The sequence below is a fragment of the Nonomuraea sp. NPDC051298 genome (genome assembly GCF_055586305.1).
On record NZ_JBVJIM010000019.1, the window covers coordinates 107,374 to 130,582 of the forward strand.

Annotated in this window: 26 protein-coding genes and 1 tRNA gene; 12 read left to right on the top strand and 15 right to left on the bottom strand. The window is 72.2% G+C overall.

From position 1 onward, the window contains the following. Positions 1–146 precede the first annotated feature (146 nt). Positions 147–1,832 (top strand): asparagine synthase-related protein, encoded by a 1,686-nt coding sequence (locus ACZ6S0_RS39065; RefSeq protein ID WP_465924371.1) that lies wholly within the window; start codon positions 147–149, stop codon positions 1,830–1,832. Here ACZ6S0_RS39065 and ACZ6S0_RS39070 read toward each other — a convergent pair. The 7 genes from ACZ6S0_RS39070 to ACZ6S0_RS39100 all read right to left on the bottom strand — a co-directional run bounded on the left by ACZ6S0_RS39070 (position 1,801) and on the right by ACZ6S0_RS39100 (position 7,670). Then, positions 1,801–2,349 (bottom strand): TIGR03086 family metal-binding protein, encoded by a 549-nt coding sequence (locus ACZ6S0_RS39070; RefSeq protein ID WP_465924372.1) that lies wholly within the window; start codon positions 2,347–2,349, stop codon positions 1,801–1,803. The two genes, ACZ6S0_RS39065 and ACZ6S0_RS39070, sit on opposite strands and share 32 nt — an antisense overlap. After that, positions 2,346–2,858, bottom strand: coding sequence for an isoprenylcysteine carboxyl methyltransferase family protein (locus ACZ6S0_RS39075; RefSeq protein ID WP_465924373.1), 513 nt, complete (start codon positions 2,856–2,858; stop codon positions 2,346–2,348). Before ACZ6S0_RS39075 ends, ACZ6S0_RS39070 begins: the two co-directional genes overlap by 4 nt. Positions 2,859–2,871: 13 nt before the next feature. Next, on the bottom strand, positions 2,872–3,891 hold the full coding sequence (locus ACZ6S0_RS39080; protein ID WP_465924374.1) for a type III polyketide synthase: 1,020 nt from the start codon (positions 3,889–3,891) through the stop codon (positions 2,872–2,874). A gap of 99 nt (positions 3,892–3,990) precedes the next feature. After that, positions 3,991–5,082 (bottom strand): methyltransferase, encoded by a 1,092-nt coding sequence (locus ACZ6S0_RS39085; RefSeq protein WP_465924375.1) that lies wholly within the window; start codon positions 5,080–5,082, stop codon positions 3,991–3,993. Between the two features lie 62 nt (positions 5,083–5,144). Further along, complete coding sequence (locus ACZ6S0_RS39090) at positions 5,145–5,537, bottom strand: DUF3224 domain-containing protein (protein WP_465924376.1); 393 nt, start codon at positions 5,535–5,537, stop codon at positions 5,145–5,147. 36 nt (positions 5,538–5,573) lie between these two features. Then, on the bottom strand, positions 5,574–6,368 hold the full coding sequence (locus tag ACZ6S0_RS39095; protein WP_465924377.1) for an LLM class flavin-dependent oxidoreductase: 795 nt from the start codon (positions 6,366–6,368) through the stop codon (positions 5,574–5,576). Between the two features lie 90 nt (positions 6,369–6,458). Continuing rightward, positions 6,459–7,670, bottom strand: coding sequence for an FAD-binding protein (locus ACZ6S0_RS39100; RefSeq protein ID WP_465924378.1), 1,212 nt, complete (start codon positions 7,668–7,670; stop codon positions 6,459–6,461). Positions 7,671–7,805: 135 nt separating this feature from the next. Here ACZ6S0_RS39100 and ACZ6S0_RS39105 point away from each other — a divergent pair, with 135 nt between their 5' ends. Both ACZ6S0_RS39105 and ACZ6S0_RS39110 read left to right on the top strand, forming a co-directional pair. After that, positions 7,806–8,012 (top strand): DUF4236 domain-containing protein, encoded by a 207-nt coding sequence (locus tag ACZ6S0_RS39105; RefSeq protein WP_465924379.1) that lies wholly within the window; start codon positions 7,806–7,808, stop codon positions 8,010–8,012. A gap of 101 nt (positions 8,013–8,113) precedes the next feature. Beyond that, a complete protein-coding gene (locus tag ACZ6S0_RS39110; RefSeq protein ID WP_465924380.1) occupies positions 8,114–9,583 on the top strand; it encodes a pyridoxal-dependent decarboxylase in 1,470 nt (489 codons plus the stop codon). A gap of 51 nt (positions 9,584–9,634) precedes the next feature. On the opposite strand, the gene ACZ6S0_RS39115 is transcribed toward ACZ6S0_RS39110, so the two are convergent. After that, complete coding sequence (locus ACZ6S0_RS39115) at positions 9,635–10,579, bottom strand: helix-turn-helix transcriptional regulator (RefSeq protein ID WP_465924381.1); 945 nt, start codon at positions 10,577–10,579, stop codon at positions 9,635–9,637. 179 nt (positions 10,580–10,758) lie between these two features. Here ACZ6S0_RS39115 and ACZ6S0_RS39120 point away from each other — a divergent pair, with 179 nt between their 5' ends. The 4 genes from ACZ6S0_RS39120 to ACZ6S0_RS39135 are packed head-to-tail and all read left to right on the top strand — an operon-like array spanning position 10,759 to position 13,389. After that, a complete protein-coding gene (locus ACZ6S0_RS39120; protein ID WP_465924382.1) occupies positions 10,759–11,289 on the top strand; it encodes a nucleoside-triphosphatase in 531 nt (176 codons plus the stop codon). Positions 11,290–11,293: 4 nt separating this feature from the next. Further along, entirely contained in the window at positions 11,294–11,764 is a 471-nt protein-coding gene (locus tag ACZ6S0_RS39125) for a P-loop nucleotide/nucleoside kinase family protein (protein ID WP_465924383.1), read from the top strand. 33 nt (positions 11,765–11,797) lie between these two features. Then, complete coding sequence (locus ACZ6S0_RS39130) at positions 11,798–12,391, top strand: RNA polymerase sigma factor (protein WP_465924384.1); 594 nt, start codon at positions 11,798–11,800, stop codon at positions 12,389–12,391. Beyond that, complete coding sequence (locus ACZ6S0_RS39135) at positions 12,388–13,389, top strand: CU044_5270 family protein (RefSeq protein WP_465924385.1); 1,002 nt, start codon at positions 12,388–12,390, stop codon at positions 13,387–13,389. The genes ACZ6S0_RS39130 and ACZ6S0_RS39135 overlap by 4 nt, the downstream gene beginning before the upstream one ends. Before the next feature lie 205 nt (positions 13,390–13,594). Here ACZ6S0_RS39135 and ACZ6S0_RS39140 read toward each other — a convergent pair. Beyond that, positions 13,595–13,667, bottom strand: a tRNA-Ala gene (locus tag ACZ6S0_RS39140). A gap of 74 nt (positions 13,668–13,741) precedes the next feature. Here ACZ6S0_RS39140 and sigJ point away from each other — a divergent pair. After that, entirely contained in the window at positions 13,742–14,695 is a 954-nt protein-coding gene (gene sigJ, locus ACZ6S0_RS39145; protein WP_465924386.1) for an RNA polymerase sigma factor SigJ, read from the top strand. On the opposite strand, the gene ACZ6S0_RS39150 is transcribed toward sigJ, so the two are convergent. The 5 genes from ACZ6S0_RS39150 to ACZ6S0_RS39170 all read right to left on the bottom strand — a co-directional run bounded on the left by ACZ6S0_RS39150 (position 14,628) and on the right by ACZ6S0_RS39170 (position 17,957). Continuing rightward, the gene (locus ACZ6S0_RS39150; RefSeq protein WP_465924387.1) at positions 14,628–15,464 is read right to left on the bottom strand and encodes an alanyl-tRNA editing protein; all 837 of its coding nucleotides are present in this window, start codon (positions 15,462–15,464) and stop codon (positions 14,628–14,630) included. The genes sigJ and ACZ6S0_RS39150 overlap by 68 nt on opposite strands. After that, positions 15,461–16,684, bottom strand: coding sequence for a CynX/NimT family MFS transporter (locus ACZ6S0_RS39155; RefSeq protein WP_465924388.1), 1,224 nt, complete (start codon positions 16,682–16,684; stop codon positions 15,461–15,463). Before ACZ6S0_RS39155 ends, ACZ6S0_RS39150 begins: the two co-directional genes overlap by 4 nt. Before the next feature lie 69 nt (positions 16,685–16,753). After that, a complete protein-coding gene (locus tag ACZ6S0_RS39160; RefSeq protein WP_465924389.1) occupies positions 16,754–17,191 on the bottom strand; it encodes an SRPBCC family protein in 438 nt (145 codons plus the stop codon). Between the two features lie 29 nt (positions 17,192–17,220). Next, positions 17,221–17,598: a hypothetical protein gene (locus ACZ6S0_RS39165; protein WP_465924390.1), complete on the bottom strand. Its 378-nt coding sequence runs from the start codon at positions 17,596–17,598 to the stop codon at positions 17,221–17,223. Next, on the bottom strand, positions 17,595–17,957 hold the full coding sequence (locus tag ACZ6S0_RS39170) for a hypothetical protein (RefSeq protein ID WP_465924391.1): 363 nt from the start codon (positions 17,955–17,957) through the stop codon (positions 17,595–17,597). Before ACZ6S0_RS39170 ends, ACZ6S0_RS39165 begins: the two co-directional genes overlap by 4 nt. Before the next feature lie 77 nt (positions 17,958–18,034). Between ACZ6S0_RS39170 and ACZ6S0_RS39175 the strand changes: the two genes are divergently transcribed. After that, positions 18,035–18,529 carry a 2-thiouracil desulfurase family protein gene (locus tag ACZ6S0_RS39175; RefSeq protein ID WP_465924392.1) on the top strand — a complete coding sequence of 165 codons (495 nt, stop codon included), beginning with the start codon at positions 18,035–18,037 and terminating at the stop codon, positions 18,527–18,529. On the opposite strand, the gene ACZ6S0_RS39180 is transcribed toward ACZ6S0_RS39175, so the two are convergent. Further along, the gene (locus ACZ6S0_RS39180) at positions 18,505–18,885 is read right to left on the bottom strand and encodes a hypothetical protein (protein WP_465924393.1); all 381 of its coding nucleotides are present in this window, start codon (positions 18,883–18,885) and stop codon (positions 18,505–18,507) included. The two genes, ACZ6S0_RS39175 and ACZ6S0_RS39180, sit on opposite strands and share 25 nt — an antisense overlap. Positions 18,886–19,132: 247 nt before the next feature. Between ACZ6S0_RS39180 and ACZ6S0_RS39185 the strand changes: the two genes are divergently transcribed. The 3 genes from ACZ6S0_RS39185 (at position 19,133) to nhaA (ending at position 23,186) form a co-directional block, all read left to right on the top strand. Next, on the top strand, positions 19,133–20,503 hold the full coding sequence (locus ACZ6S0_RS39185; protein ID WP_465924394.1) for a Dyp-type peroxidase: 1,371 nt from the start codon (positions 19,133–19,135) through the stop codon (positions 20,501–20,503). Positions 20,504–20,633: 130 nt separating this feature from the next. Further along, positions 20,634–21,314 carry a GAP family protein gene (locus tag ACZ6S0_RS39190; RefSeq protein WP_465924395.1) on the top strand — a complete coding sequence of 227 codons (681 nt, stop codon included), beginning with the start codon at positions 20,634–20,636 and terminating at the stop codon, positions 21,312–21,314. A gap of 75 nt (positions 21,315–21,389) precedes the next feature. Further along, the gene (gene nhaA, locus ACZ6S0_RS39195; RefSeq protein ID WP_465924396.1) at positions 21,390–23,186 is read left to right on the top strand and encodes a Na+/H+ antiporter NhaA; all 1,797 of its coding nucleotides are present in this window, start codon (positions 21,390–21,392) and stop codon (positions 23,184–23,186) included. Positions 23,187–23,209 lie beyond the last annotated feature (23 nt).

A 23,209-nucleotide genomic window follows, 5' to 3' on the forward strand; every position in this document is an offset into this window, starting at 1 on the left:
ATCGTCGCGTGATCAGTTGTAACGAATGGGAGAATTGCGATAAGCCTGACGCCGTGCGCGTCTATCTAGGCATTGCGGCAAAGCGGCAGGATGTTTCCGCTCATGTCCTGAACCGGGGTCGATCCGTTATCGAAGCCGCGTTCCCCGTGCCTCCCGACGTCATCCGCGGGCGCGAATGGCACGGCCGGGGCGTCTCGCTCTTCGCCTGGACCAACGAGCCCGACGACTCCCGGCAGCCGCCGCTGATCTCCGAGCACGGCGGCCGCGTCATCGGGCTGAACGGCCACCTCGCCGACCCCGCCGACATCACCAGGCTGCCCGACGACTCCGTGGGAGGGTGCTTCTCCGGCTGGTTCGCGGGCGACGGCGAGCTGGCCGCGAGCACCGCGATCAACCGGGTCTGCCCCGTTTTCTACGCCGAGACGCCGGAGCTGCACGTCGTCGGCAGCCGGGCGCTGCTCGTGCACCTGGCGGCCCGGCCGGACGACCGGATCGAGTACGACGTGCTCGCCCTCCAGGCGATGGTCAGGCAGGGCTTCTTCCTGTCGGACGAGACGCCGTACCAGGGGGTGTCGGCGCTGCGGCCCAGCTCGCGGCTGACGGTCCGGGACGGCGTGCGCGTCATCACCGAGACCCCGCTGCCGGAGGCCGCGCCCGCGCCCACGTCGGCGCGCGACAAGCGGGCGGCGATCGGCGAGCTGGCGGACGCGCTGCTGGCCACCGTGGCCCCGCTGCGCGACCTGGGCGAGCCGGTGAACCTGGCGCTGACCGGCGGCCGTGACACCCGCATCCTGGCGGCGGTGCTGCACGCGGCACGGGTACCGTTCCGCGCGACGACGAACGGGCTCGACACCCACCCCGACGTGATCATCGCCCGGCGCATCGCCGCGAAGCTGGGCGTGGAGCACACGGTCATCGCCCCGCCGCAGACCGCCGCCAAGGACGCGGTGCTGGTGGAGCACCCGCTCAGCCGGGCCTGGGAGACGCTGCGCACGTGCGAGGGGATGACCTCGGCGTACGAGTCGATCGTGAGCTACCTCCCCTACTCCGGCAAGCCCACCATGTCGGGGCAGAGCGGCGAGACGCTGCGCGCGGGCAGCCTGAACCTGCTCCAGACCGACCTCAGCGACAAGGCCCTGCTGCGCCGCATCGACAACACCTTCCGCAAGGACGGCAAGCTGTTCACCGCCGCCGCCAACGAGCACGCCCGCGAGCTGGCCGCGCCGTGGCTGGCCCGGCCGAACCGGCTGGAGGCGCTGGACCACATCTACATCTGGTACAAGGTCGGCCGGTGGCAGGCCAGCGCACGGGCGGGCGCCCTGCGTCGCGGTGACCCCGTGCGGCCGTTCCTGGACAACCGCGTGGCGCGGGCGGCGCTGAGCCTGGATCAGGGCTGGCGGCTCTCCGAAGAGGTGATTTATGCCCTTATTTTGCGATTGGCACCGGAATTGCGGGATGTGCCGATCGAGGGGAAGCCGTGGCGGTTCGCCGAGGGGCTGACCCCGCGTAAACCCCGCTGGTTCTGGCGCGACCACGTGCCGCCCGAGCACATGCCCACGGCCAAGACCGGGGGCGGGTGGAGCTGGCGTACCAGCCCCGGGCCCGCGCTCTCCGCCGTACTGCGCGAGCAGGTGCTCGGCAGCCTCGACTCCCTGGCCCTCATCGTGAACCCGGACGAGGTGCGCGCGCTCTTCGAAGGCCCGGTGGTCACGAAGCCCGGCCCCGCCTGGCACCTCTACACGGTCAGCACGCTGCTGACCGGCCTCTACCCGGGCAAGCAGCCGGAGGGCCTGGCGGAGATCACGGTTTCCAGGCCGGATCCCGCCCGATGACCCCGAGGAACCGGTCGAACACGGACGCGTCGCCGGGCACCGCCACCTCCTCGCCGAACGCGCCCCGCTCCCGGCCCATCGGGGCCATCTGCGCGGCGAACGCGAGCATGGCCCGCGCCGTGTCCTCCTCGACCTCGTAGGACCGGCCCGTCGCCCGCGCCAGGTCCCAGCCGTGGGCGGCGAAGTCGGTCAGCGCCAGGTTCGCCACCACGGGCTTCGGCATACCCCCCATGGCCTCGCTCGTGCCCTCCCACGCCTCGGGACGCTCCCACGCGGCCAGCATGCGCTCGGCCCGCTCACGGAAGTCCCCGGTGTACTCCTCCTTCTGGGGCACGAAAGGGCCGTCGCCCGCGACGGACTCGAACAGGGCGGCGCCCCACTCCAGGTGGTTGACCAGCGCCCGCACGTCGTACTCGGAGCAGGGCGTGGGGAGCCCCAACTCGTCCTCGCCCAGGCCCTCGACCAGCGCGGAAGTGCGGCCGGTGGCGTCGCGCAACATCGTCAGCAGTTCGTTCATGGCCTACAGAGTGCCAGAGCCCGGTCCTCGACGCGGACGCGGACGGTGAGGAGGACGGCGTTGACCACGGTGAACGTCACGGCCGTCAGCCAGGCGGTGTGCACGAGCGGCAGCGCGATCCCCTCGGCGACCACGGCCACGTAGTTGGGGTGCCGCAGCCACCGGTATGGCCCCCGGCGCACGAGCGGCAGCCCTGGCACCACGACGACCCGCGTGTTCCACCGCCGCCCCAGCGTACGGACGCACCACCAGCGCAGCCCCTGGGCGAGCACGACGACGGCGAGCATGGGCCAGCCCAGCGCGGGCACGAAGGGACGGCCGAGCAGCCACACCTCCGCGGGCGCCGCGACCAGGAGCCCCACGTGGGCCGCGACAATCCACGGGTAGTGCCGCCCGCCGTACTCGACGCCGCCCTCGGCCCTGGCCCAGGCCAGGTTGCGCCGGGCCACCGCCAGTTCGGCCAGCCGTTCGAGCACGACCAGCCCGATCAGAACCGCGTACGCCGTCATCGGAACGGGGCCGTCACCAGTGCAGCAGGAGCAGTTCGGCGGAGAACCCCGGGCCCAGCGCCATCAGCACGGCGGGCGTGCCCGGCCGTCCGCGGGTCTCCTGGAGCACGTGGAGCACCGAGACCGAGGACAGGTTGCCGTACTCGCGCAGTGATCGCCAGGTCACGTCGAGTGCCTTGGGCGGCAGGCCGAGCGTCTGCACGATCTTGTCGATGACCTTCGGGCCGCCCGGGTGGCAGACCCAGGTGGCGACCTGCTCGGGGGTCAGGCCGTAGTCCGCCAGGAACGCCTTGATGTCGGCGGCCAGCACCCGCTCCACGAAGCCGGTCAGGTCGGCGTCCAGCACGATGCGGAAGCCGTGGTCGCCGACCTCCCAGCCCATGAGGTGCTCGGTGCCGGGGTAGAGCCGGCTCCGGGTGGCGACGACCTCGGGGCCCGGCCCGCGCCCGGTGGCCACGACGGCCGCCGCGCCGTCCCCGAACAGCCCGCTGGCCACCAGGTTCGCGATGGAGGTGTCGTCGCGCTGGATCGTCAGCGAGCACAGTTCCACACAGACCAGTACGGCGACGTGGTCGGGCCAGCCGCGCAGGTAGTCGTACAGCCGGGCGAGTCCGGACGCGCCCGCCGCGCAGCCCAGGCCGAACACCGGCACCCGTTTCACGTCGGGCCGCAACCCCATCCGCTGGGCCAGCTTGGCGTCCAGCGAGGGCGTCGCCAGGCCGGTGCTCGAACAGAACAGCAGGTGATCGACCTTCTCCGGCCGTACGCCCGCCTTGCGCAGCGCTCCCGCCATGGCCTGTTCGGCGTATTCGAGCGCGAGTTCGAGAAAGGCGTCGTTGGCGCGGGCGAAGGAGTCGAGCTTGGCGTAGTCGGCCAGCGGCAGCGCCAGGTTGCGACCCTCCACCCCGGTGGCCGCGTGGAATCGTCTCAGCAGGTCGTCGTCGCAGTGGGTCAGCCGGGAGAACGCCTCGGTGATCTCCGCCTGCTCGTAGCGGTGATCGGGCAAAACGGTCTGTACTCCCGAAATGTGCATATATCTCTCCTGCCGCGGAGAGGCTCCGGCTAACATGCGGATCCGCCGCTGCCGCTCCGGCCGGGCACGGGCCCGCCGACCGGCCGAGGCTGTGGCGGCTCAGCGCCTGAGCCGCCACAGCGAGGTCACCTCGGCCGCGCGGGCCGCGTGCAGCGGGTCGGCGGCGTCGCCGGGCCTGCGGTGCCGGGGTGTGACGTCGAGGCGGGCGGCCACGCGCAGCCCCGCCCGCTCGAACGCCGCCAGCAGCTCGGCCCGCGTGCGCAGGCCGAGGTGCTCGGCCAGGTCCGACAGGATGAGCCAGCCCTCCCCCTCCGGCTCCAGATGCCCGGCCAGGCCGTCGAGGAACCCGCGCAACATCCGCCCGCCCGGGTCGTAGACGGCGTGGTCGAGCGGCGTCACCGGCTTGGCAGGCAGCCAGGGCGGATTGCAGACCACCAGCGGCGCCCGGCCCGGCGGGAACAGGTCGGCGCGCACCACCTCGACCCGGTCGTCGAGGCCGAGCCGGGCGAGATTGGCGCCGGCGCACTCGACCGCCCGCGCGTCGAGGTCGGTGGCCACGACGTGCCGGACGCCGCGCCTGGCCAGCACGGCCGCCAGCACGCCCGTACCGGTGCCGACGTCGAAGGCCAGCCGGTCGCCGGGCAGCGGCGCCTCGGCCACCAGGTCCACGTATTCGCCCCTGATCGGGGAGAACACGCCGTGGTGCGGGTGGATGCGCCCGCCCAGCGCGGGGACGTGCACGCCCTTCTCGCGCCACTCGTGGGCGCCGATCAGGCCGAGCAGCTCCTGGAGCGGCCCGACGGCGGGCGGGGCGTCGGGGCCGTACACCTCGGCGCACGCCTCCCGTACGTCGGGAGCCCGGCGCAGCGGCACGACGTGCCCCTCGGCGTACGGGACCAGCAGCATGCCGAGCGTGCGGGCGCGCTGGGAGCGGGCCTGGCGGTGCCGGTGGAAGCCGCTGCCCGCGGCGGCCGGTTTGCAGCGGCGGCCCATGGCGCTCAGGAGCTGGCGGGCGTTGTTGAAGTCGCCGCGCCACAGCAGGGCGGTGCCCTCGCAGGCCAGCCGGTAGGCGGTGGCGGCGGTCATCCGGTCGTCGGCGACGAGGACGCGGCCCGGTGGCGGCGCGCCCAGCGCCGAGCGCCAGAGCGCGCTGCGCTCCTGGCCTGCCTCGGTCCACTGGATCATCGTCATCCGACCGTTTCACGTAACGCACCGTCCCGGCCACCGGTTTTACGATAGACGGCCGCGCGGCGTCAGAGCGTGTAGTCGAAGGCGTAGGAGTGGGCGCCGTCGGGGGCCACCGAGATGGCGATCTCGCCCCTGAGGCCGCGCAGCTCCCCCGTCGCGGAGTCGGGCACGACCCTGACGAGCAGCGACCGCCCGTCCTCGTCGCTCACCGCGTCGTGCTGGACGACGAAGGCGCCCGACCGGCCTTCGACGGTGCCCTCGATGTGCTCCAGCGCCACGTACGAGCGCGAGTTCTCCACCGGGGTGGAGGCGACCAGCATGGTGACGACGCTGGTGCCGGTCAGATCGCCGTGCCAGGTCTTGTCCAGGTTCACGAGCGCGAGCGTGACGCCGTCGCGGTCGTGGAAGGGCGGTTGGGGGGTCCAGTTGGCGGTGTCGAAGGTTCCCTTGGCGGTCATGGAGGTCATCGTCGCAGGCGTACCTGCCAGGTGCTGTCAGGTACCGGCGAGCCGCTCCACGACCGGCGCGAAGGCGTCCAGGAACTGGGCGTTCACCGACACGTACGAGATCCCGAGGTGGTCGCGGCGGCGCAGCAGCGTGTCGGCCATCTCCTGGGGCGTGCCGACGAGGATTCCGGTGCCGGTGCGGCCGAAGCGGCTCAGCGCCCACTCCGGCGGCTCCGCTCCCGCGCAGGCCAGGTTCATGCCGAGTTCGAGATCGTGGAAGCGGTCGCCGGCCAGCTCGTACAGCTCGTCCAGCTTGGCCGCCACCTGCTCCTCGGTGGTCTGCGGGGGCACGCCGAGCGCGACCGTGTCGGCCTTGCGCGCGGCCAGCCGCAGCAGCTTGGTGCCGGCCGCGGCCACCAGGATCCGGACGTCCTTGGCCGCGTCGAGGGTCTGGTCGATGGTCTCCGCGAGGCGCTCGATGCGCTGGCCCGGCGTGCCGAACCGGACGCCGAGCGCCGCCGCGTCCCGTTCCGCGTCCGGCCGACCGGCCCCGAGGCCCAGCTCGAACCGTCCGCCGGTGAGCCGGTGCAGGGTGACGCTCTCCCAGGCCACGGCCCTGGGCGTCCGATTGGGGGCGCTCAGCACGAACGTGCCGACGCGCAGGGTCGTCGTGGCCGTGGCGGCGACGGCCGCGGCCGTGAACGGCGACAACGTCTGCAGGGTGTCGGGCACCAGCAGGGTCGAGTAGCCCAGGCTCTCCACCCGGCGGGCCAGGCCGGTCCACGCGTCGGCGTCGGGGGCTTGTCCGGCGACCGCGCCGAACCTGAACGGGTGATCGGTCATGCCCCCCACGATCGCCGACGGGCGGGCCCGGCACATCGTCCGCCGGACCGGTGGGACGCTACACCCGAGGGCGCAAGCAGATCCGCGCCGCTACTCCCCCAGCAGTAGCCGGACGAACCCGCCGGAGAACTTGCCCGCCGGGTCGAGCCGCCGCACCAGCGAACGGAACGCGTCGGGGCACCGCGGCCGGCGGGTGAACAGCTTGCCCCAGTGCGGCCGGGGCCCGAACGGCGCCAGCGTCTCCTCCACCAGCTCCAGCACCGGCATGACGGCGGCCAGGTCCTTCTTCCAGGTGAAGTGGAGGCCCACGCTGTCACGTCCGTGGAAGGGGCTGAGCCACAGGTCGTCGGCGGCGACCGAGCGCACCTCGGAGATGAGCAGGACCGGGCGGATGCGCTCGCCGATCGCGAACAGCTCGCGCAGCGCCCGCGCCGCGTGCTCCCTGGGCAGCAGCAGCTCCGACTGCAGCTCGTCGCCCGCTCCGCTGGGCGGGGAGTCGGCGCGGAAGTGCGGCAGCCGTTCGTGCCAGGGGCCGGGCACGCCCATCTGGGCCGTGCAACTGCCGGTGGGCATGCCCGGGATGGGGTGGCGGGGGCCGTCGGCGGGGGTGGTGCCGTACCAGTCGGGGTCGGTCAGCTCGTCCTCGCGCTTCAGCCAGACGCGGGTGTCGCGGTAGTCGGTGAAGAGGCTGACGCTGTAGCCGCTGGACATGATCGCGTCGAGGTCTGCCGAGGCGGCGCCGGGTGACAGGCCCTCGCGTACGTACTGGCGCAGCTCGAAGGCGGGCACCAGGTCGAGCGTGAGCGAGGTGACGATGCCGAGCGCGCCCAGCGACACCACCGCGCCGGGGAAGTCGGCGTCGCCGCGCGAGAGCGACAGCGGCGAGCCGTCGGCGGTGACGAGGTCGATCCCGGACACGGCGGCGGCCAGGCCGGGGACGGCGACGCCGGAGCCGTGCGTGCCGGTCGCGACCGAACCGGCCACGGAGATGTGCGGCAGCGAGGCCAGGTTGGCCAGCGCGAACCCGGCCCGGTGCAGCAGCGGGGCCAGCCGCGCGTACGTCATGCTCGCGCCGACCAGGGCCGTGGCCGCCGCGGTGTCGATCTCCACCAGGTCCGGCAGGCGGTCCAGCACCACGAGGTCGCCCGTGGTGTCGGCGACGTCGTTGAAGGAGTGCCCGCTCCCCAGTGCCCGGATGTTCGCACTGGCCGCGACGAGCCGCCGCAGCTCGGCGAGCGACGCCGGATGGTGCACGGCCTTCGCGTGGAACGTGGTGTTCCCCGACCAGTTGGTGAACGTCACTGCCTCACCCTCCCACAGCGGCGGCCTGCCGTTCCCGCCGCTTCCGGACGCCGCCGACGAAGGTGGACCGGGCGGGGAACCCGTCGACCGTCCCGGACGTTCTTCCCCATGAGCGCACGATGGCGGAGGAGGGACATGGGCTGGCACTACCGCAAATCCATCAAAGTCGGGCCGTTCCGGATCAACCTATCGCGGCACGGCGTCGGACACAGCTACGGCAATCGCCGCTTCCACGTCTCCACCACCCCTGACGGTCGGCGTCACGTGTCGGTGCGCCTGCCCGGCGGCTTCCACTTCGGCAAGACGTTCGGGAGCAGGCGCTATCGGGGGCCCCACTACTGACGTTCGGCGGTCCTGCGACCGCTTGACATAGGACGGGCCGGAGGCGCGCGCCTCCGGCCCGTCCCCTTTCGCTCTCCCCTCCCTGCCTGCACAGTGGGCTGATGAGCCCTCACATGACGCCGGAAGAGTTCCGCCGCCACGGCAGGCAGGTCGTCGACTGGATCGCGGACTACCTCGCCGGGATCGAGTCGCATCCCGTGATGTCCCAGGTCGAGCCGGGTGAGATCCGGCGCTCGCTGCCCTCGGCGCCGCCCGAGCGGGGCGAGCCGTTCGAGAGCGTGCTGTCGGACCTCGAACGGCTCCTGCTGCCCGGCGTCACCCATTGGCAGCATCCGGGCTTCTTCGCCTACTTCCCGTCCAACGCCAGCGGCCCGGCCATCCTGGGCGACCTGCTGTCCAGCGGGCTGGGCGTGCAGGGCATGCTCTGGGTGACCAGCCCGGCGTGCACGGAGCTGGAGACGGTGGTGGTCGACTGGCTGGCCGAACTGCTCGGGCTGCCCGGCCACTTCCGCACCGACGCGGCGGGCGGCGGCGTCATCCAGGACTCGGCGTCGAGCGCGTGCCTGGTCGCGCTGCTGGCGGCACTGCACCGCGCCGGTGACGGCCGGGTCACGGAGGAGGGGATCACCCGCCGGTACGCGCTGTACGTCTCCTCCCAGACGCACTCGTCACTGGAACGGGCGGCGCGCATCGCGGGCCTGGGCGCGGCGGGGGTCCGTCTCGTGGACGTCGATCCCCGTACGCTGGCCATGGACCCCGCCCACCTGCGTGCACTCCTCGACCGCGACAGGGCCGACGGCATCGTGCCCGCCATGGTGTGCGCCACCGTCGGCACGACGTCCACCACGGCCATCGACCCGGTGCCCGAGATCGGCGCGGTGTGCCGGGAACGCGGCGTCTGGCTGCACGTGGACGCCGCCTACGCCGGGGTCGCGGCCGTCTGCCCCGAGCTGCGCTGGCTCAACGACGGCGTGGCCGAGTACGCCGACTCGTATGCGACCAACCCCCACAAATGGCTCCTGACGAACTTCGACTGCGGCGTCCTGTGGACCGCCGACCGGGGCCCGCTGCTGGCCGCGCTCTCGTCCCTGCCCGAATACCTGCGCAACGCCGCCACCTCGGCCGGCTCGGTCATCGACTACCGGGACTGGCAGGTGCCGCTGGGCCGCCGGTTCAGGGCGCTGAAGCTGTGGTCCGTGATCCGCTGGTACGGAGCAGAAGGACTGCGCGCCCACATCCGTCAGAGCGTCGGGCTGGCCCAGGAGCTGGCGGGGTGGATCGCCGCCGATCCCGGCTTCGAGCCGCACGAACCGCATCCGCTCGGGCTGGTGTGCTTCCGCCCGCGCTGGCCGGGGCTGGACGCGCGGGAGGCGGACCTGGCCACGATGCGGCTGCTGGAGCTGCTCAACGCGAGCGGGTCGATGTACCTGACGCACACCAGGATCGGCGACCGGGCGGTGCTGCGGATGGCCATCGGGGGCGCGGCGACGGAGCGGCGGCACGTGGAGCAGGCGTGGGAGCGCATCCGCGCGGAACACGCGTCCCTGTCAAGAACGCTGCCCGCCCACTGAGCGCGGGCCGCCGCCTGCATTTCAGGTGTCTGAGCCCCAGGCGGCGAGAGGTCACGCGCGGTAGCGGCCGACGAGTTCGGCGCCGATCCTGGCCAGCTCGGCCCTGACCGACTCCGGCTCCACGACCTCGACCCGCGTGCCCCACCCGGCGAGCTGCTCGGCGATCGTCAGCGCCATCGGGGCGGCCACCCGTACCCTGACCCGCTCGTCCTCCGCCTCCCCGAGCACCTCGCAGTGCCGCCCGAAGTGGTCGCGGACGATGGGCAGGAACCTGGCCGGGACGAGCACGGTCGCCGAGACCGTCGAGCGCCGCCGTTCCATCTCCTCGACCACGCCCTCCCAGGCCCGCGCCAGTTCGAAGTCACCGGGCCGCTCGAACTCCTCCTCCGTCACCTCGGCCGCGGCGATCCGGTCCACCCGGAAGGTGCGCTGCCCGCGTTCTGTGCCGGCCAGCAGATACCAGACGTCGTCCTTGTCCACCAGCCCCCACGGGTCGACCAGGCGCTCGGAGCGTTCGCGGCGGCGGCCCTCGTACGCGAGCCTGACCCGGCGCCGCCGCACGGTCGCGCGTTGCAGGACGCGTACCAGCTCGGGCCGTTCCCGCTCCGGCTCGCCCCAGCGGGCCGGGTCGACCACCACCGTGCCTGCGGCGGCCTCGGCCTCCGCCCTGAACGTCCGAGGCAACGCCCGCAACAGTTTGCGCAGCGCGGACCTGACCTCGGGAGCGGCGGGCGCGGCCGGCCCGGCGAGCAGGAACAGCGCCTGCGCCTCGTGGGCGGTGAGCCCGCTGAGGTCGGTACGCGCGCCGCCCACCAGCGACCAGCCGCCACCCCGCCCGGCCTGCGGGTAGACGGGGACGCCCGCCGTGGACAACGCCTCCAGGTCGCGGCGCGCGGTGGCCACGGACACCTCCAGCTCCGCGGCCAGCTCGGCGGCGGTCACCCGGCCACGCGCCTGCATGAGCAGCAGCGCGGCCACCAGTCGATCTGCTCGCATACCGTCCATTCTCCCCGGAGAAGTACGCATCCGATGAGCACTTTCGACAGCCGGTACTGCGCGGCGAACGGGTTCATCACGCGTCGGTGGTGGACCCGTTCGGGAACGTTCTCGGGATCGTGCACGACCCGCACCACCTGACCGTTCTCGGAGAGTGACGCGTCTGCCATCCTGGACGGGTGTCACGGCCGCACGTCCTGCTCACCGCCCCGCCCCGCACGGGCAAGACCACCGTCGTCCGTCGCCTCGCCGAGCTGCTCCGGGCGACGGGCCTGCCGGTGTGCGGCTTCGTCAGCGAAGAGCTGCGTGAGCACGGACAGCGGACGGGCTTCACCGTCGAAGACTTCGCCGGGCACAAGGCCGTGATGGCACACCAGTCGTGGGTCTCCGGCCCGCGGATCGGCAGGTACGGCGTCAACGTGCCCGCCTTCGAACGCATCGCGCTGCCGGCCATGCAGCGCGCGCTCACCACGAAGGGCGCGGTGGCGCTGATCGACGAGATCGGGCCCATGGAGATGCTGTCGCCCGCGTTCATGCCGCGCTGCGTGGCGCTCTTCGACTCCGACCTGCCGATCGTCGCCACGGTGCACCAGCGCACCCATCCGGCCCTGAAGGCGCGCATCGAGGCCGACCTGATCACCGTGACCCCGCACAACCGCGACGAACTCCCGGAAACCCTACGCCGCCTGCTCGCCGGCCGCGCCTGGTGACCCGATGCTCCCCACTCCCGGACGGCTCATCCTGATCTGCGGCCTGCCCGGCTCCGGCAAGACCACGCTGGCCCGCCGACTGGCCACCGACCAACCCGCCATACGGCTGTGCCCTGACGAGTGGATGGCGTACCTCGACCTCGACCCGTACGACGATCCGGCGCGCAACCGCCTGGAGAGGCAGCTCTGGCGGCACGCCCACGACCTGCTGCGGCTGGGGCAGGACGTCATCCTGGAATACGGCTTCTGGTCGCGGGCCGAACGGGACGAGCTGCGCCTGGCCGCCCGCGCGCTGGGCGCACAGGTCGAGCTGCGCTACCTCACCGCCCCCGCCGAGGAGCTGTGCCGCCGCCTGGAGGCCAGGGAGGGGTGGGGCACGGTACCGGTCACGCGCGGCCAGCTCGAGAGGTGGGCGGCTCACTTCGAGGCCCCGGACGAAGCCGAGCTGGCGCTCTTCGACGCGCGAATCCCGTGAGAACCCGATCTGTCCCATCGGGAAAAAGCAGGCATGACACCAACGCACCCGGCGACGACAGCCGAGGTGAACGACGCCGAACTCATCCGGTGGTCACGTGACGACCCGGAACAGTTCGCCGGTCTGTTCGACCGCTACATCGAGCAGATCCACCGCTTCGTCGCCAGGCGGCTCGGCCCCCAGGCCGCCGATGACGTCGCGGCCGAGACGTTCCTGACGGCCTTCCGCGGTCGCGCCTCCTACGACCTGACCCGGCAGTTCGCCGGTCCCTGGCTCTACGGCATCGCCACCAACCTCATCGCCAAGCACCGGCGCGGCGAGGAGCGGTTCCTGCGTGCGCTGAGCCGTACCGGCGCCGATCCGTCGTCCCAGCCGCCGATGGCTGACGCGGTCGTCGGCCGCGTGGCCGCGCAGGAGGTCGATCGCAAGCTCGCGGGGGCGCTGGCGGGCATGTCCTCGGGCGATCGCGACGTGCTGCTGCTGGTGGCCTGGGGCGACCTGGCCTATGAGGAGGTCGCGGCGGCGCTCGGCGTACCGGTCGGAACGGTCCGTTCACGTCTGCACCGAGCGCGCAAGAAGGCAAGGGCCGCCCTGGGCGGAGACGATCCCACAAGAGAGGTCGCATGATGGACGAGATCAAGCAGTTCCTCGGAGCCACGCCGGTGATCACCAGCGAGGCGAGGGAGGCGGCACGCGCCCGGCTCTTGCGGGAGATGCACGAGCCCGCCCCCGCGCCCGCGAGGCGGCGTACCCTGCGCGTTCCGCGGCTGACCTGGCAGTTCGGGGTCGCCACCGTGGCTGCCACGGCCCTTGTCGTCGGCTTCGGCGTGCTGCGCGGTGACGACCGGTCGGCCGCGCTCGCCAGCGTCGAAGACCTCGGCGAGCGAGCCGCCCGAGCAGCCGAGCACGACCCGTACGCCGCGTACAAGGGGACTCCTGCCTCCGGCCGGTGGCTCTACGTCAAGGAGACCGTCGCCCCGCTGCTCGCCGAGCCACGACCGGAGGTGGATCGCGGCCGGCGCGAGACCCTGGAAACCTGGCACAGCCTGGACGGCAGGCAGATGGCGATCGACGACGGCGCGGGCAAGTTGGTCATCGAGGAGGTGACCACCGGCATCAACGGCGCCGACCTGGCCAAGGCCCCCGTCACGCCCGACGCGGTGCTCGCCAAGATCAGGACCTCGGTCGCCGCGACTCCCGCCTCGCCGTTCGACCAGGGCGCGTCCGAGCCGGAGCGCACCTTCAAGACGATCGGCACCCTCATGGGCGGACAGGCGCTCACCCCGGAGGTCCGTGCGGCGCTGTTCCGCGCGCTGCCGATGGTCGAAGGCGTCTCGGTCAAGCAGGACGCCGTCGACGCGGCGGGCCGGCACGGCGTCGCGTTCGCCTACACCGGGGCGGAGGAGCGCTCCGAGATCATCGTCGACGCCGAGGACTACCGGTTCCTCGGCCGCTACGGCGAGAACCTCGCCGACAGGCCGTTCCCCAGCCAGGGCGTCGTGACGCCCGCTCCGACCTTCCCCGGTGACCTGACCGGAACCGTCAAGGCCGGCGCCCCGCTGGCGTGGAGCGCGCAACTGGAGACCGCGGTCGTCGGCAAGCCAGGGGAACGCGCCCAGAAGTAGGCGCCCTCCTCGATCAGGATGGGGTGGACGACGAAACGCCTCCTGCCTACAGAGACTCGCAGGCAGGAGGCGTTGTGGTCTTGCGGACCTGATTGCTTCACCGCTGCTCACTCCCAGCACAGGCGCCATTGACCAGAGCCCGACCCGAACACGCAAAAAACGGCGATGCCCCGAAGGACACCGCCGTTGATCGAACCCGCTTGGGTGGAGCTATGGGGATTCGAACCCCAGACCTCCTCCATGCCATGGAGGCGCGCTACCAACTGCGCTATAGCCCCTTGCGATCAACAAGTGTAACGGAGTCCTGGACCCCTCGTGTCACGCCGGGACCCCGGTGATACGTCTTAGGTTCATGCCCATCTTTGAGGAGCACCGAAGCCTGCTGACCGCGGTCGCCTACCGGATCCTGGGCAGCGTCGCCGACGCAGAGGACGTCGTCCAGGAGGCGTGGCTGCGCTGGTCAGGCGTGGACGAGTCGGGTGTCGACGACCCCAGGGCGTACCTGGTCACGGTGACCTCGCGGCTGGCCGTCGACCGGTTGCGGTGGGTGAAGTCGCGGCGGGAGTCGTACGTGGGGCCGTGGCTGCCCGAGCCGATCAGCACGTCCCCCGACGTGGCGGACCGGGCGGAGCTGGCCGACTCCGTGGAGCTGGCGCTGCTGGTGGTGCTGGAGACGCTCTCGCCGCTGGAGCGGGCGGTGTTCGTGTTGCGGGAGGCGTTCGACCTGCCGTTCGCCGAGATCGCGCGGATCATCGGACGGGCCGAGCCGGCCACCCGGCAGCTCGCGCGGCGGGCGCGGGAGCACGTACGCGAGAAGCGCCCGCGCTTCGACGTGGACGGGAACGAGCGCAGGCGCATCACCGAGCGCTTCATGAGCGCCGCCGCCGGGGGCGACCTGGACGCGTTGATCGCGATGTTCTCCGACCAGGTGGCGGTGATCACCGACGGCGGCGGCAGGGCCAGGGCGGCGCTGCGGGTCATCACCGGGCCCGAGAAGGCCGGCCGCTACCTGCTGTCGATCACCAGCCCGGCGAACAGCGCCCGCTTCCTGGCCTCGATCGGCGTGTCCGGCGACGCCGACCTGTCGGTCGGGCTGACGACCCTGAACAACGCGCCCGCCGTGGTCGGCTCGGCCGGTGGGCAAGTGGTCACCGTCGTCTCGCTGGTGATCGTGGCGGGCCGGATCGAGGCCGTCTACCTGATCGTCAATCCGGAGAAACTCGCCCGCCTGGAGCCCGTCATGGTCGCCGGTGACCCGTACACGTGGTCCGCATGGTCAGGGCCGCGTCGTCGAGAGCGAGAGTGACGGTGACCTCGCCCAGCTCCGCCGTCCCGCGTACGTGGGTGCCACCGCACGGGATGGACGCCTGCCCGTCGGGCAGCGAGCAGTGCCAGGTGCGCCGGGCGGTCAGCTCGGGCCCCGGCACCTCCAGACCGACCGGGGCGTCGGCGGCCACCCAGGCCGCCAGCCGCTCGTTCACCTCCCGCGCGGCCTTCGCCGGGTCCAGGTCGTCGGCGGAGAAGCCCTTCTTGCGCAACGACTTGCCCAGGCGGTAGACGTCCACGCTGCCGTGCGGCTCGATGCGCGAGGAGGCGATCGCGACCTGGTCGAAGTCGGGACGCCCGAGCGAGTCGGGCCTGGTCTCCTTGCGCCAGTGCCCGGCGAGCGCGGCGTTGAGCGCCAGCGCGGCCAGGTGGCAGGCCGTGTGCCCGGCCGAGAGCGCCGCCCGGTGGACCGGGTCCACCTCGAGGTCCACCTCGGCGCCCACGGGCAGCGGCGTCTCGGTCACGTGGACGACCAGCCACTGCCGGTCCTCGGCGCCACGCCGCACCGGGACGTCCTCGCCGAGCAGGACCTGGCCGTCGTTCGACTGCGCCCCCGTGACGCAGTCGACGACGGCCAGGCCGCCGATCGTGCCCCGGTCGGCGGGCTGGTCCGGCCAGGTGTGGTCGAGGGGATGGAACGGCGTCTCGGCGACGACGAGGCCGTGCCGGTCCCCCACCGGCACGACCCCGACGATCTCTGAGCGGCCGCTGGTCAGGCCGTGGGGAAAGGTGACAAGGGTGGAATTCACGCGGTCATTCTGGCAGGGTTCCGCTCGTCCTCCAGATAACGGTCGCGGCCGGCGTACAGGCCGGTGACGAGCTGGGCGGCGAGCACCACGAAGATCAGCGCGTACGGCACCGCCCAGCCGCCCGTGGCCTCCCGCAGCACCCCCACCAGCAGCGGCCCCGCGCCCGCGATGAGATATCCGGCGCTCTGCCCGAACGCCGCCAGCGCGGCCGTGGACTCCGGCGTACGGGTGCGCAGCGCCAGCATCATCAGCGCCAGCGGGAACGACCCCATCCCCACGGCCACGAACACCACCCACACCAGCGCCGTCGAGGGCGGCGCGAACCACAGCCCGAGGAAGCCGACCACGTAGAACGAGACGAGCCCGATCACGGTGGGGCGCTGGTCGCGGTGGCGGGAGGCGACCACGGGCACGAGGATCGAGACGGGGATGCTCAGCGCGGTGAACACGGCGAGCACGAACCCCGCCTCCGACGTGCTGTATCCCGTGTCGGTGAGGATCGTGGCGAGCCAGCCGAACATGATGTAGGCGATCATCGACTGGGTGCCGAAGTAGATCGCGACCATCCAGGCCAGCTTGCTCCTGAGCAGGCTGCGCAGGCCCGCGCCCCGGCCGCCGCTGTCCCGTTCCGGCTCACTGCGCAGCAGCGCGAGCCACGGAAGGACGGCGACGGCGGCCAGGGCCGCCCACACGCCGAGCGCGATGTGCCAGTCTCCCGACGCGCGTTCGATCGGCACGGTCGCGGCGGCGGCCAGCATGGTGCCCACCGCGAGGGCCGTGGTGTAGACGGTGGTCATGATCCCGGTACGGGCCGGGAAGTGACGCTTGATCAGCGTCGGGATGAGCACGTTGCCGACGGCGCCGCCGGACAGGGCGACCGCGCTGCTCAGCAGGAACACGGGCGCCGAGTCGACCAGCGACCTGACCAGCAGCCCCACGCCCAGCGTGACCAGGGCGAGCAGCAGCAGCCGGTGCTCACCGGCCCGCCGGGCGAGCGTGGGCGTGACCGCTCCCACGCCGGCGAAGGCCAGGACGGGCAGGGTGGTCAGCAGCCCCGTGCCGACGCTCGACATGCCGAGCCCGGCGGCGAGGTGGTCGAGCAGCGGGCCCACGCTGGTGACGGCGGTGCGCAGGTTCAGCGCGGCGAGGACGATTCCCAGCACGAGGAGCCAGGCCAGGGGTGCGGTTCTGCCTCGGGTCTCTTGGACGAGCACGCTCATGCCGCGAATATCCTCCACTCATCAAGTCATGGGATGAATCACCACCTTTAACTGGACCGTAATATCCGTTTATTCCTGGCTGCCGGTCTTGTTACCGCACGATTCGATGAACGTCTTGAAACGCCTGAGGTCACCGACGACCCGCATGCGGACGAGATGCAGCCAGTCACCGGCGGCCTCGACGAAGCCCTCGGGGTCGTACTCCATCCTGAGCGTGACCCTGGTCCTGTCGTCGTCGACCCGGTGGAAGGTCACCGTGCCCGCGTGGTGCGGCCCCCCGACGCTGCGCCAGGCGACGCACTCGCCGGGCCGCCGCTCGGTGATCTCCGCCTCGAACTCACGTCTGACGCCCGCGACCTCCGCCACCCACGCCGTACGCGTACCGCCGAGCCGCTCGACCGACTCCACGCCCTCCATGAACCGGGGGAAGCTCTCGAACCGCGTCCACTGGTCGTAGGCCACCCGGAGGGGAACCTTGACCTCTTCCGTGTGTTCGATCGTGCTCATGGACTGCGGCTGCCCCGGGGCCTGGGGCGTTAACGCCTGCGCCGCAGCCAGTAGAGGCCCACGAGGGGCAGCACGAGGGGGATGAACAGATAGCCCCTGCCGTACGCGGACCACACGGTCTCGTCGGGGAAGGCCGCCGCGTCGAGCAGGCTGAGCGTACCGATGACCAGCACCCCGGCCAGCTCGATGCCGAGCGCCGCCAGCGCCAGACGGCGCTCGCCGCGCCACAGCGCGACAGTGAGCAGCAGGTAGACCAGCGCCGCGAACGCCGACAGCGAGTACGCCAGCGGCGCCTCACCGAACCTGCTCGCGATCTGCACGCCCGCCCGCGCCCCCGCGGCCAGGGAGAACAGCCCGTAGACGGCGATCAGCGCCCGCCCTGGCCCCGCGCCGATGGGCGTGGTCACGCCACGCCCTGCCAGATCTGCAGCAACCGGCCGGTCATCACCGCGATCGCGAACCCGGCCACCACCAGGATCGCCGACCCCCACCTGCTCCGCTCGGCCAGCGCCAGGAAGACCCCGGCGGGCGGGATCAGCACCTGACCCCCGACATAGCCGAACAGCGTGACCTTGTCGCCCGGCCCTCCGCCGCCCGCCACCGCCGCGATCACGAACCCCGCCTGCACCAGGACGGCCACCTCGAGCAGGGCGAAGCCGACCAGCAGCACCATGCCCATCGGCCGGTTGCGGATCGCGACGATCAGGCTCATCAGCATCAGCAGCAGCGCGCCGCCGATGACGACAGCGGAGACGACGGTGTTCATCGGGGGTAAGGCTATCGCCCGGCCACCCCGCCCCCTCCCGCGACCGCCGCCCGCGAGGTGCTCATAGGATCGAGGGCGTGGAGAGGATCCTCGTCAGCGCCTGCCTGATGGGCCGCAAGGTGCGCTACGACGGCCGGGCGAAGACCAGCGACGCCGCCCGGCTGGCCGAGTGGCGCGAGGAGGGGCGGCTGGTGACCTTCTGCCCCGAGGTGGCGGGCGGCCTGCCCGTCCCCCGTCCCGCCGCCGAGATCGAGGGCGGTGCGGGCGGCGCGGCCGTCCTGTCCGGCGCGGCCCGCGTGGTGGCGTCCGACGGGTCCGACGTGACGGCGGAGTTCCTGGCGGGTGCGCGGGCGGCGCTCGCGACCGCGCGTTCCGAGGGGATCCGGATGGCGGTGCTCAAGGAGGGCAGCCCCTCGTGCGGGGCGCTGTCGGTCTACGACGGCAGCTTCCAGGGGCGGCGTGCCCCCGGGCGGGGCGTCACCACGGCGCTGCTGGAGCTGAACGGCATCCGGGTGTTCGACGAGGGCCGCCTCGCCGAGGCCGCCGCCTACCTGCGCACCCTGGAGACGTAGAACGCGCCCGTCAGCCCGGCGGTGAGCACGACCGCCATGGCGCTGTGATACCAGGTGAGCAGCGCCGTCCCGGCGACCGGGCCGAAGGCCAGCGCCAGGATCCCCAGCAACACCCCGCCCAGTGCGCACGCGTGGGCGTAGATCAGGCCGTCCCAGGCCCACCGCCTCCCGGACAGCGCGCCGTACGCGCCGGCCGCCATCGCCCCGGCGCACAACGTCTCGACGACGGCGGCCGGCACGATCACGGGCTCGCGCAGCGGGCCGACCCCGATCCCGGCGTGCAGCAGCCCGAAGGTCAGGAAGACCAGCGCGTACAGCAGCGACAGGCCGCCCAGGGCTCTGCGGAGTGCGTTCATGCGTCCACGCTGCCATCCCGCGCGGAGGGCGGAATCGCCCTCGGGGAGGCGGCTCCGGTACGCCTTCGGTCGTAGGCGGGCCGCTCGCTCGGGAAATCAGGCTTGCCACTTTCCCGGAAACTTTCCCGGCACTTCGGGAGTCGTACTGGTGGGGCGCGCAGAACGCCGGGGGACTCGCGGGGAAACAGTCCCCCGGCGGCGCGTAGGGGGTCCGATTCTCATCGGAAACGGGGAAAGGGACACGGCAATGCCTGTCGACCTGCACAACGAAAGACCTCTGGCCTGGGACTCGGCCACGCTCGACGCCGACACAAAGGCGATGCTCGACAACCTGCAGCCGAACATCCTGCGCGCCCACGTGCGCGAGCACCTGTCCGTGCTGTTCGTCCGGTTCAACGACGTGGCCGAGGGGCGGGCGTTCCTGCGCGGCATCGCCACCACGAAGATGAAGTCGGCGCGCAGGCACCTGGAGGAGGTGCGCGACTTCGCCACCGGCCGCCGGCGCGGCACACCGTACGTGGGCATCGGCATCAGCAAGGCCGGCTACCGCGACCTCGGCCACTCGGTCGAGGACGTGCGCAAGTTCGGCGACCCGGTCTTCCGCGACGGCATGAAGCGGCGCGTCGGGGTGGTCGCCGACCCGCCGGTGGAGCAGTGGGAGCGCGCCTACCAGCGGGAGATCCACGCCGTCATCCTGATCGGCGACGCCGACCCAGGGCCGGTCGAGCGGCTGCGCGAGGAGATCCTCGGCGACCTGCCCGAGAGCGCCAGGCTGCTCGGCGAGGAACGCGGCCAGGGCATGCGCAACCCGGCCGGCGACGGCATCGAGCACTTCGGCTACGTGGACGGCCGCAGCCAGCCGCTGTTCCTGAAGGACGAGGTGGACAGGGAGCCGAAGAAGCACTGGGACCCGGCGTTCCCGCTGGCGAGCGTCCTGGTGCCCGACCCGTTCGCGCCGAACCCGGTCCGCCATCACGGCAGCTACCTGGTGTTCAGGAAGCTGGAGCAGAACGTGCGGGCCTTCAAGGAGATCGAGCGCGACCTGGCCGACGCTCTAGGCCTCGCCGGGGCCGACCGTCCCCGCGCGGGCGCCATGCTCGTCGGCCGCTTCAAGGACGGCACCCCGCTGACCGTCAAGCCCAAGGCGGGCGGCGGGCCGGTGAGCAACGACTTCACCTTCGACGGCGACGACGGCTCCAGGTGCCCGTTCTCGGGGCACGTCAGGAAGACCAACCCGCGCTCGTTCGGGCGTGAGGTGCTCATGGCCAGGCGCGGGCAGACGTACGGCGAGCGCACCGACGACCCGTCGGACGACTCCCCGCCGGAGCACCGCCCGAGCGGCGAGGTGGGGCTGCTGTTCATGGCGTTCAACGGCAGCCTGCTCGGCCAGTTCGAGTTCACCCAGCAGACCTGGGCCGACAACCCCGACTTCGAGGTGCCGGCCACCGGCCACGACCCGGTCATCGGGCAGGGTGACCGCGACGTCAAGGTGACCTTCCCCAGGGTGTGGGGCGAGCCCGAGCAGTCCGTCCCGCAGGCCCAGGTGGCTCAGACCGTCACCATGAAGGGCGGCGAATACTTCTTCGCGCCGTCCCTGGCCTACCTGCGCAACCTGTGAGACCCGCCGGGAGCCCCGCCCGGCTCCCGGCGGCACCTCACCGCCCGGCCGCGGGTGAGCAGAAGGATGTACGCCCGGTTCAGCCCGCCGGAGGAGGCAGGAACGGGCCCCGGTTCAGCATGATTTCCCCATGACGATCGCACTGCTGCTCGCCCTCGCGGCCCTCGCGGTGGTCGACAGCACCAGCTTCGGCACCCTCGGCATCCCCGTCTACCTGCTGCTGTCCTCCGACCGGTCGCGGGCGTCACGGCTGCTGATCTACCTGGCCACCGTGGCCGGCTTCTACTTCCTCGTCGGGGTGGCCCTCATGCTGGGCCTGACGGCGGCCATGGACGCGTTCGGCGACGCGTTGAACAGCCGGCCCGCGTACATCGTGCAGCTCGCCCTCGGCGTGGGGCTGTTCGCGCTGAGCTTCCGGTTCGACCCGAAGCGGCGGGCCAAGCGGGGCAGGCCGGAGCGGACGTTCGAGCCGCGCGTGGGCGGGCCCCGGGCCATGGTGCTGCTGGGGCTGACGGCCGGGGTGCTGGAGGTGGCCACGATGGTGCCGTACCTGGCCGCGATCGGGATGATGACCAGCTCGGGGCTGGTGGCGGCGCAGTGGGTGCCGGTGCTGGCGGGGTACGTACTGATCATGATTCTGCCGCCGCTGGCGCTCATGGGGCTGCGCGGGGTGGCCGGGGCCTGGCTGGAGCCGAAGCTGGAGCGGCTGCGGGCCTGGCTGACCAAGCACTCGGCGTCGATGGTGAGCTGGGCGCTGGCCATCGTCGGGTTTCTGCTGGCCAGGGACGCCGCCGTCTATCTGTTCCTTTGACGGCCGAACGGTCTGCCCCCGGCGGGCCCACGGGTGAGTGACGCCTAGTATCGGGTCTCCGGGGGGAGATCGGTGATGTTGCGGGCGTTCCTGAGGACCGAGGCCGGAAGCACCAGCGTGCTGCTCGGCGCCACTGTGCTGGCCCTGCTCTGGGCGAACTCACCGTGGGCGGACACCTACGAGACGTTCTGGCGCACCACGATGGGCATCTCCTTCGGCGACGCCCACTTCTCGCTCGACCTGCGGCACTGGGTCAACGACGGCATCATGACCGTCTTCTTCTTCCTCATCGGGCTCGAGGTCTCCTACGAGGTACGGCTCGGTCAGCTCAGGGACCGGCGGCTGATCGCCGTGCCCGCCGTGGCGGCCCTCGGCGGCATGCTGGTGCCCGCCGGGCTCTACCTGCTGCTCAACCACGGCGGGCCGGGGGCCGCCGGGTGGGGCGTGCCGATCGCCACCGACACCGCCTTCGTGCTGGGCGTGCTGGCCGTGGTGGGGGCCCGGTGCCCCGATCCGCTGCGGGCGTTCCTGCTGACGCTGGCCATCGTGGACGACGTGCTCGCGATCATGATCATCGCGCTCTTCTACACCTCCGCGCTGTCCGTGCCCGCGCTCGTCTGCGCGGCGGTGCTGCTGGCGGCCATCGTGACGCTGCGGTGGCTGAAGATCTGGCGGGCGCCGGCGTACATCGTGCTGGGGTTCGCGCTCTGGGTGGCCACGCTGGAGAGCGGCATCCACCCCACGCTGGTCGGCATCGCGCTCGGCATCCTCGTCTTCGTGTACGCCCCCACCGACCACAAGCTGCTCCTGGCCGGGGAGGCCGTGCACGAGTTCACCAGCGAGCCCAGCGCGCAGGCCGCCAGGGAGGCCGCGCGGCGCGTGCAGCGGGCCGTGTCGGTCAACGAGCGGCTGCAACTACGGCTGCAACCGTGGAGCAGCTACGTCGTCGTGCCCGTCTTCGCCCTGGCCAACGCCGGGGTACGGCTCGACGGCGAGACCCTGCGGGCCGCCGCCACCTCCCCGGTGGCCATCGGCGTGGCGCTGGGGCTCGTGGTGGGCAAGTTCGCCGGGATCGCGCTGGGCACGTGGCTGCCGCTGCGGTTCGGGTGGGGGGTGCTGCCGGGCAACCTGGTGTGGGGGCAGGTGCTGGGCGGCGCGGCAGTGTCGGGCATCGGGTTCACCGTGGCGCTGTTCATCGTGGACCTGGCCTTCCACGACCAGGCGCTGCACGACCAGGCGAAGATCGGCATCCTGGCGGGCTCGCTGGTGGCGGCGGTGCTGGGATGGGTGATCTTCCGGCTGGCCTGGGACCGGGGCGGGGTGTGCGCGCCGCCCGAGGCCGAGCCCGCCGACGAGCTGCCCACCGCCCTCGCCGTGCCGGTCGGGCCGGACGACCACGTACGCGGCCCGGCCGGCGCACGGGTGACGATCGTCGAGTACGCCGACTTCGAGTGCCCGTACTGCGGCCGGCTGCACCCGATCCTGGAGGAGATCCGCCGCGCGAACCCCGACGTGCGCCTGGTCTTCCGGCACTTCCCGCTGCGTACCCTGCACCCGCGGGCCTCCTCGGCCGCGATCGTGTCGGAGGCCGCCGCCGACCACGGCCGGTTCTGGGAGATGCACGACATCCTCTACGACAACCAGCGGTTCCTCACCCACGAGGACCTGGAGCACTACGCCGCCGAGCTGGGCATCGCCCCCTGGCCGGACGTGGACCGCCACGTCGCCAGGATCGCGGTGGACGAGGAGTCGGGCCGCGACAGCGGCGTGCGCGGCACCCCCACTCTCTTCCTGAACGGCCGCCGGTACGAGGGCGGCCACGACCTGGCCTCGATCAGCCGCGCGGTGGAAGAAGCCCGCGCGTCCACGTAGCGTTCTCTGTTCGTCCCCTACCG

Coding starts and splice junctions, on each gene's coding strand:
- ACZ6S0_RS39185 (WP_465924394.1), top strand. CDS start 19,133: ATGCCTGTCGACCTGCACAACGAAAGACCTCTGGCCTGGGACTCGGCC.
- ACZ6S0_RS39105 (WP_465924379.1), top strand. CDS start 7,806: ATGGGCTGGCACTACCGCAAATCCATCAAAGTCGGGCCGTTCCGGATC.
- ACZ6S0_RS39115 (WP_465924381.1), bottom strand. CDS start 10,579: ATGCGAGCAGATCGACTGGTGGCCGCGCTGCTGCTCATGCAGGCGCGT.
- sigJ (WP_465924386.1), top strand. CDS start 13,742: ATGCCCATCTTTGAGGAGCACCGAAGCCTGCTGACCGCGGTCGCCTAC.
- ACZ6S0_RS39170 (WP_465924391.1), bottom strand. CDS start 17,957: ATGAACACCGTCGTCTCCGCTGTCGTCATCGGCGGCGCGCTGCTGCTG.
- ACZ6S0_RS39070 (WP_465924372.1), bottom strand. CDS start 2,349: ATGAACGAACTGCTGACGATGTTGCGCGACGCCACCGGCCGCACTTCC.
- ACZ6S0_RS39160 (WP_465924389.1), bottom strand. CDS start 17,191: ATGAGCACGATCGAACACACGGAAGAGGTCAAGGTTCCCCTCCGGGTG.
- ACZ6S0_RS39180 (WP_465924393.1), bottom strand. CDS start 18,885: ATGAACGCACTCCGCAGAGCCCTGGGCGGCCTGTCGCTGCTGTACGCG.
- ACZ6S0_RS39190 (WP_465924395.1), top strand. CDS start 20,634: ATGACGATCGCACTGCTGCTCGCCCTCGCGGCCCTCGCGGTGGTCGAC.
- nhaA (WP_465924396.1), top strand. CDS start 21,390: ATGTTGCGGGCGTTCCTGAGGACCGAGGCCGGAAGCACCAGCGTGCTG.
- ACZ6S0_RS39125 (WP_465924383.1), top strand. CDS start 11,294: ATGCTCCCCACTCCCGGACGGCTCATCCTGATCTGCGGCCTGCCCGGC.
- ACZ6S0_RS39090 (WP_465924376.1), bottom strand. CDS start 5,537: ATGACCGCCAAGGGAACCTTCGACACCGCCAACTGGACCCCCCAACCG.
- ACZ6S0_RS39075 (WP_465924373.1), bottom strand. CDS start 2,858: ATGACGGCGTACGCGGTTCTGATCGGGCTGGTCGTGCTCGAACGGCTG.
- ACZ6S0_RS39080 (WP_465924374.1), bottom strand. CDS start 3,891: ATGCACATTTCGGGAGTACAGACCGTTTTGCCCGATCACCGCTACGAG.
- ACZ6S0_RS39085 (WP_465924375.1), bottom strand. CDS start 5,082: ATGACGATGATCCAGTGGACCGAGGCAGGCCAGGAGCGCAGCGCGCTC.
- ACZ6S0_RS39110 (WP_465924380.1), top strand. CDS start 8,114: ATGAGCCCTCACATGACGCCGGAAGAGTTCCGCCGCCACGGCAGGCAG.
- ACZ6S0_RS39155 (WP_465924388.1), bottom strand. CDS start 16,684: ATGAGCGTGCTCGTCCAAGAGACCCGAGGCAGAACCGCACCCCTGGCC.
- ACZ6S0_RS39095 (WP_465924377.1), bottom strand. CDS start 6,368: ATGACCGATCACCCGTTCAGGTTCGGCGCGGTCGCCGGACAAGCCCCC.
- ACZ6S0_RS39130 (WP_465924384.1), top strand. CDS start 11,798: ATGACACCAACGCACCCGGCGACGACAGCCGAGGTGAACGACGCCGAA.
- ACZ6S0_RS39135 (WP_465924385.1), top strand. CDS start 12,388: ATGATGGACGAGATCAAGCAGTTCCTCGGAGCCACGCCGGTGATCACC.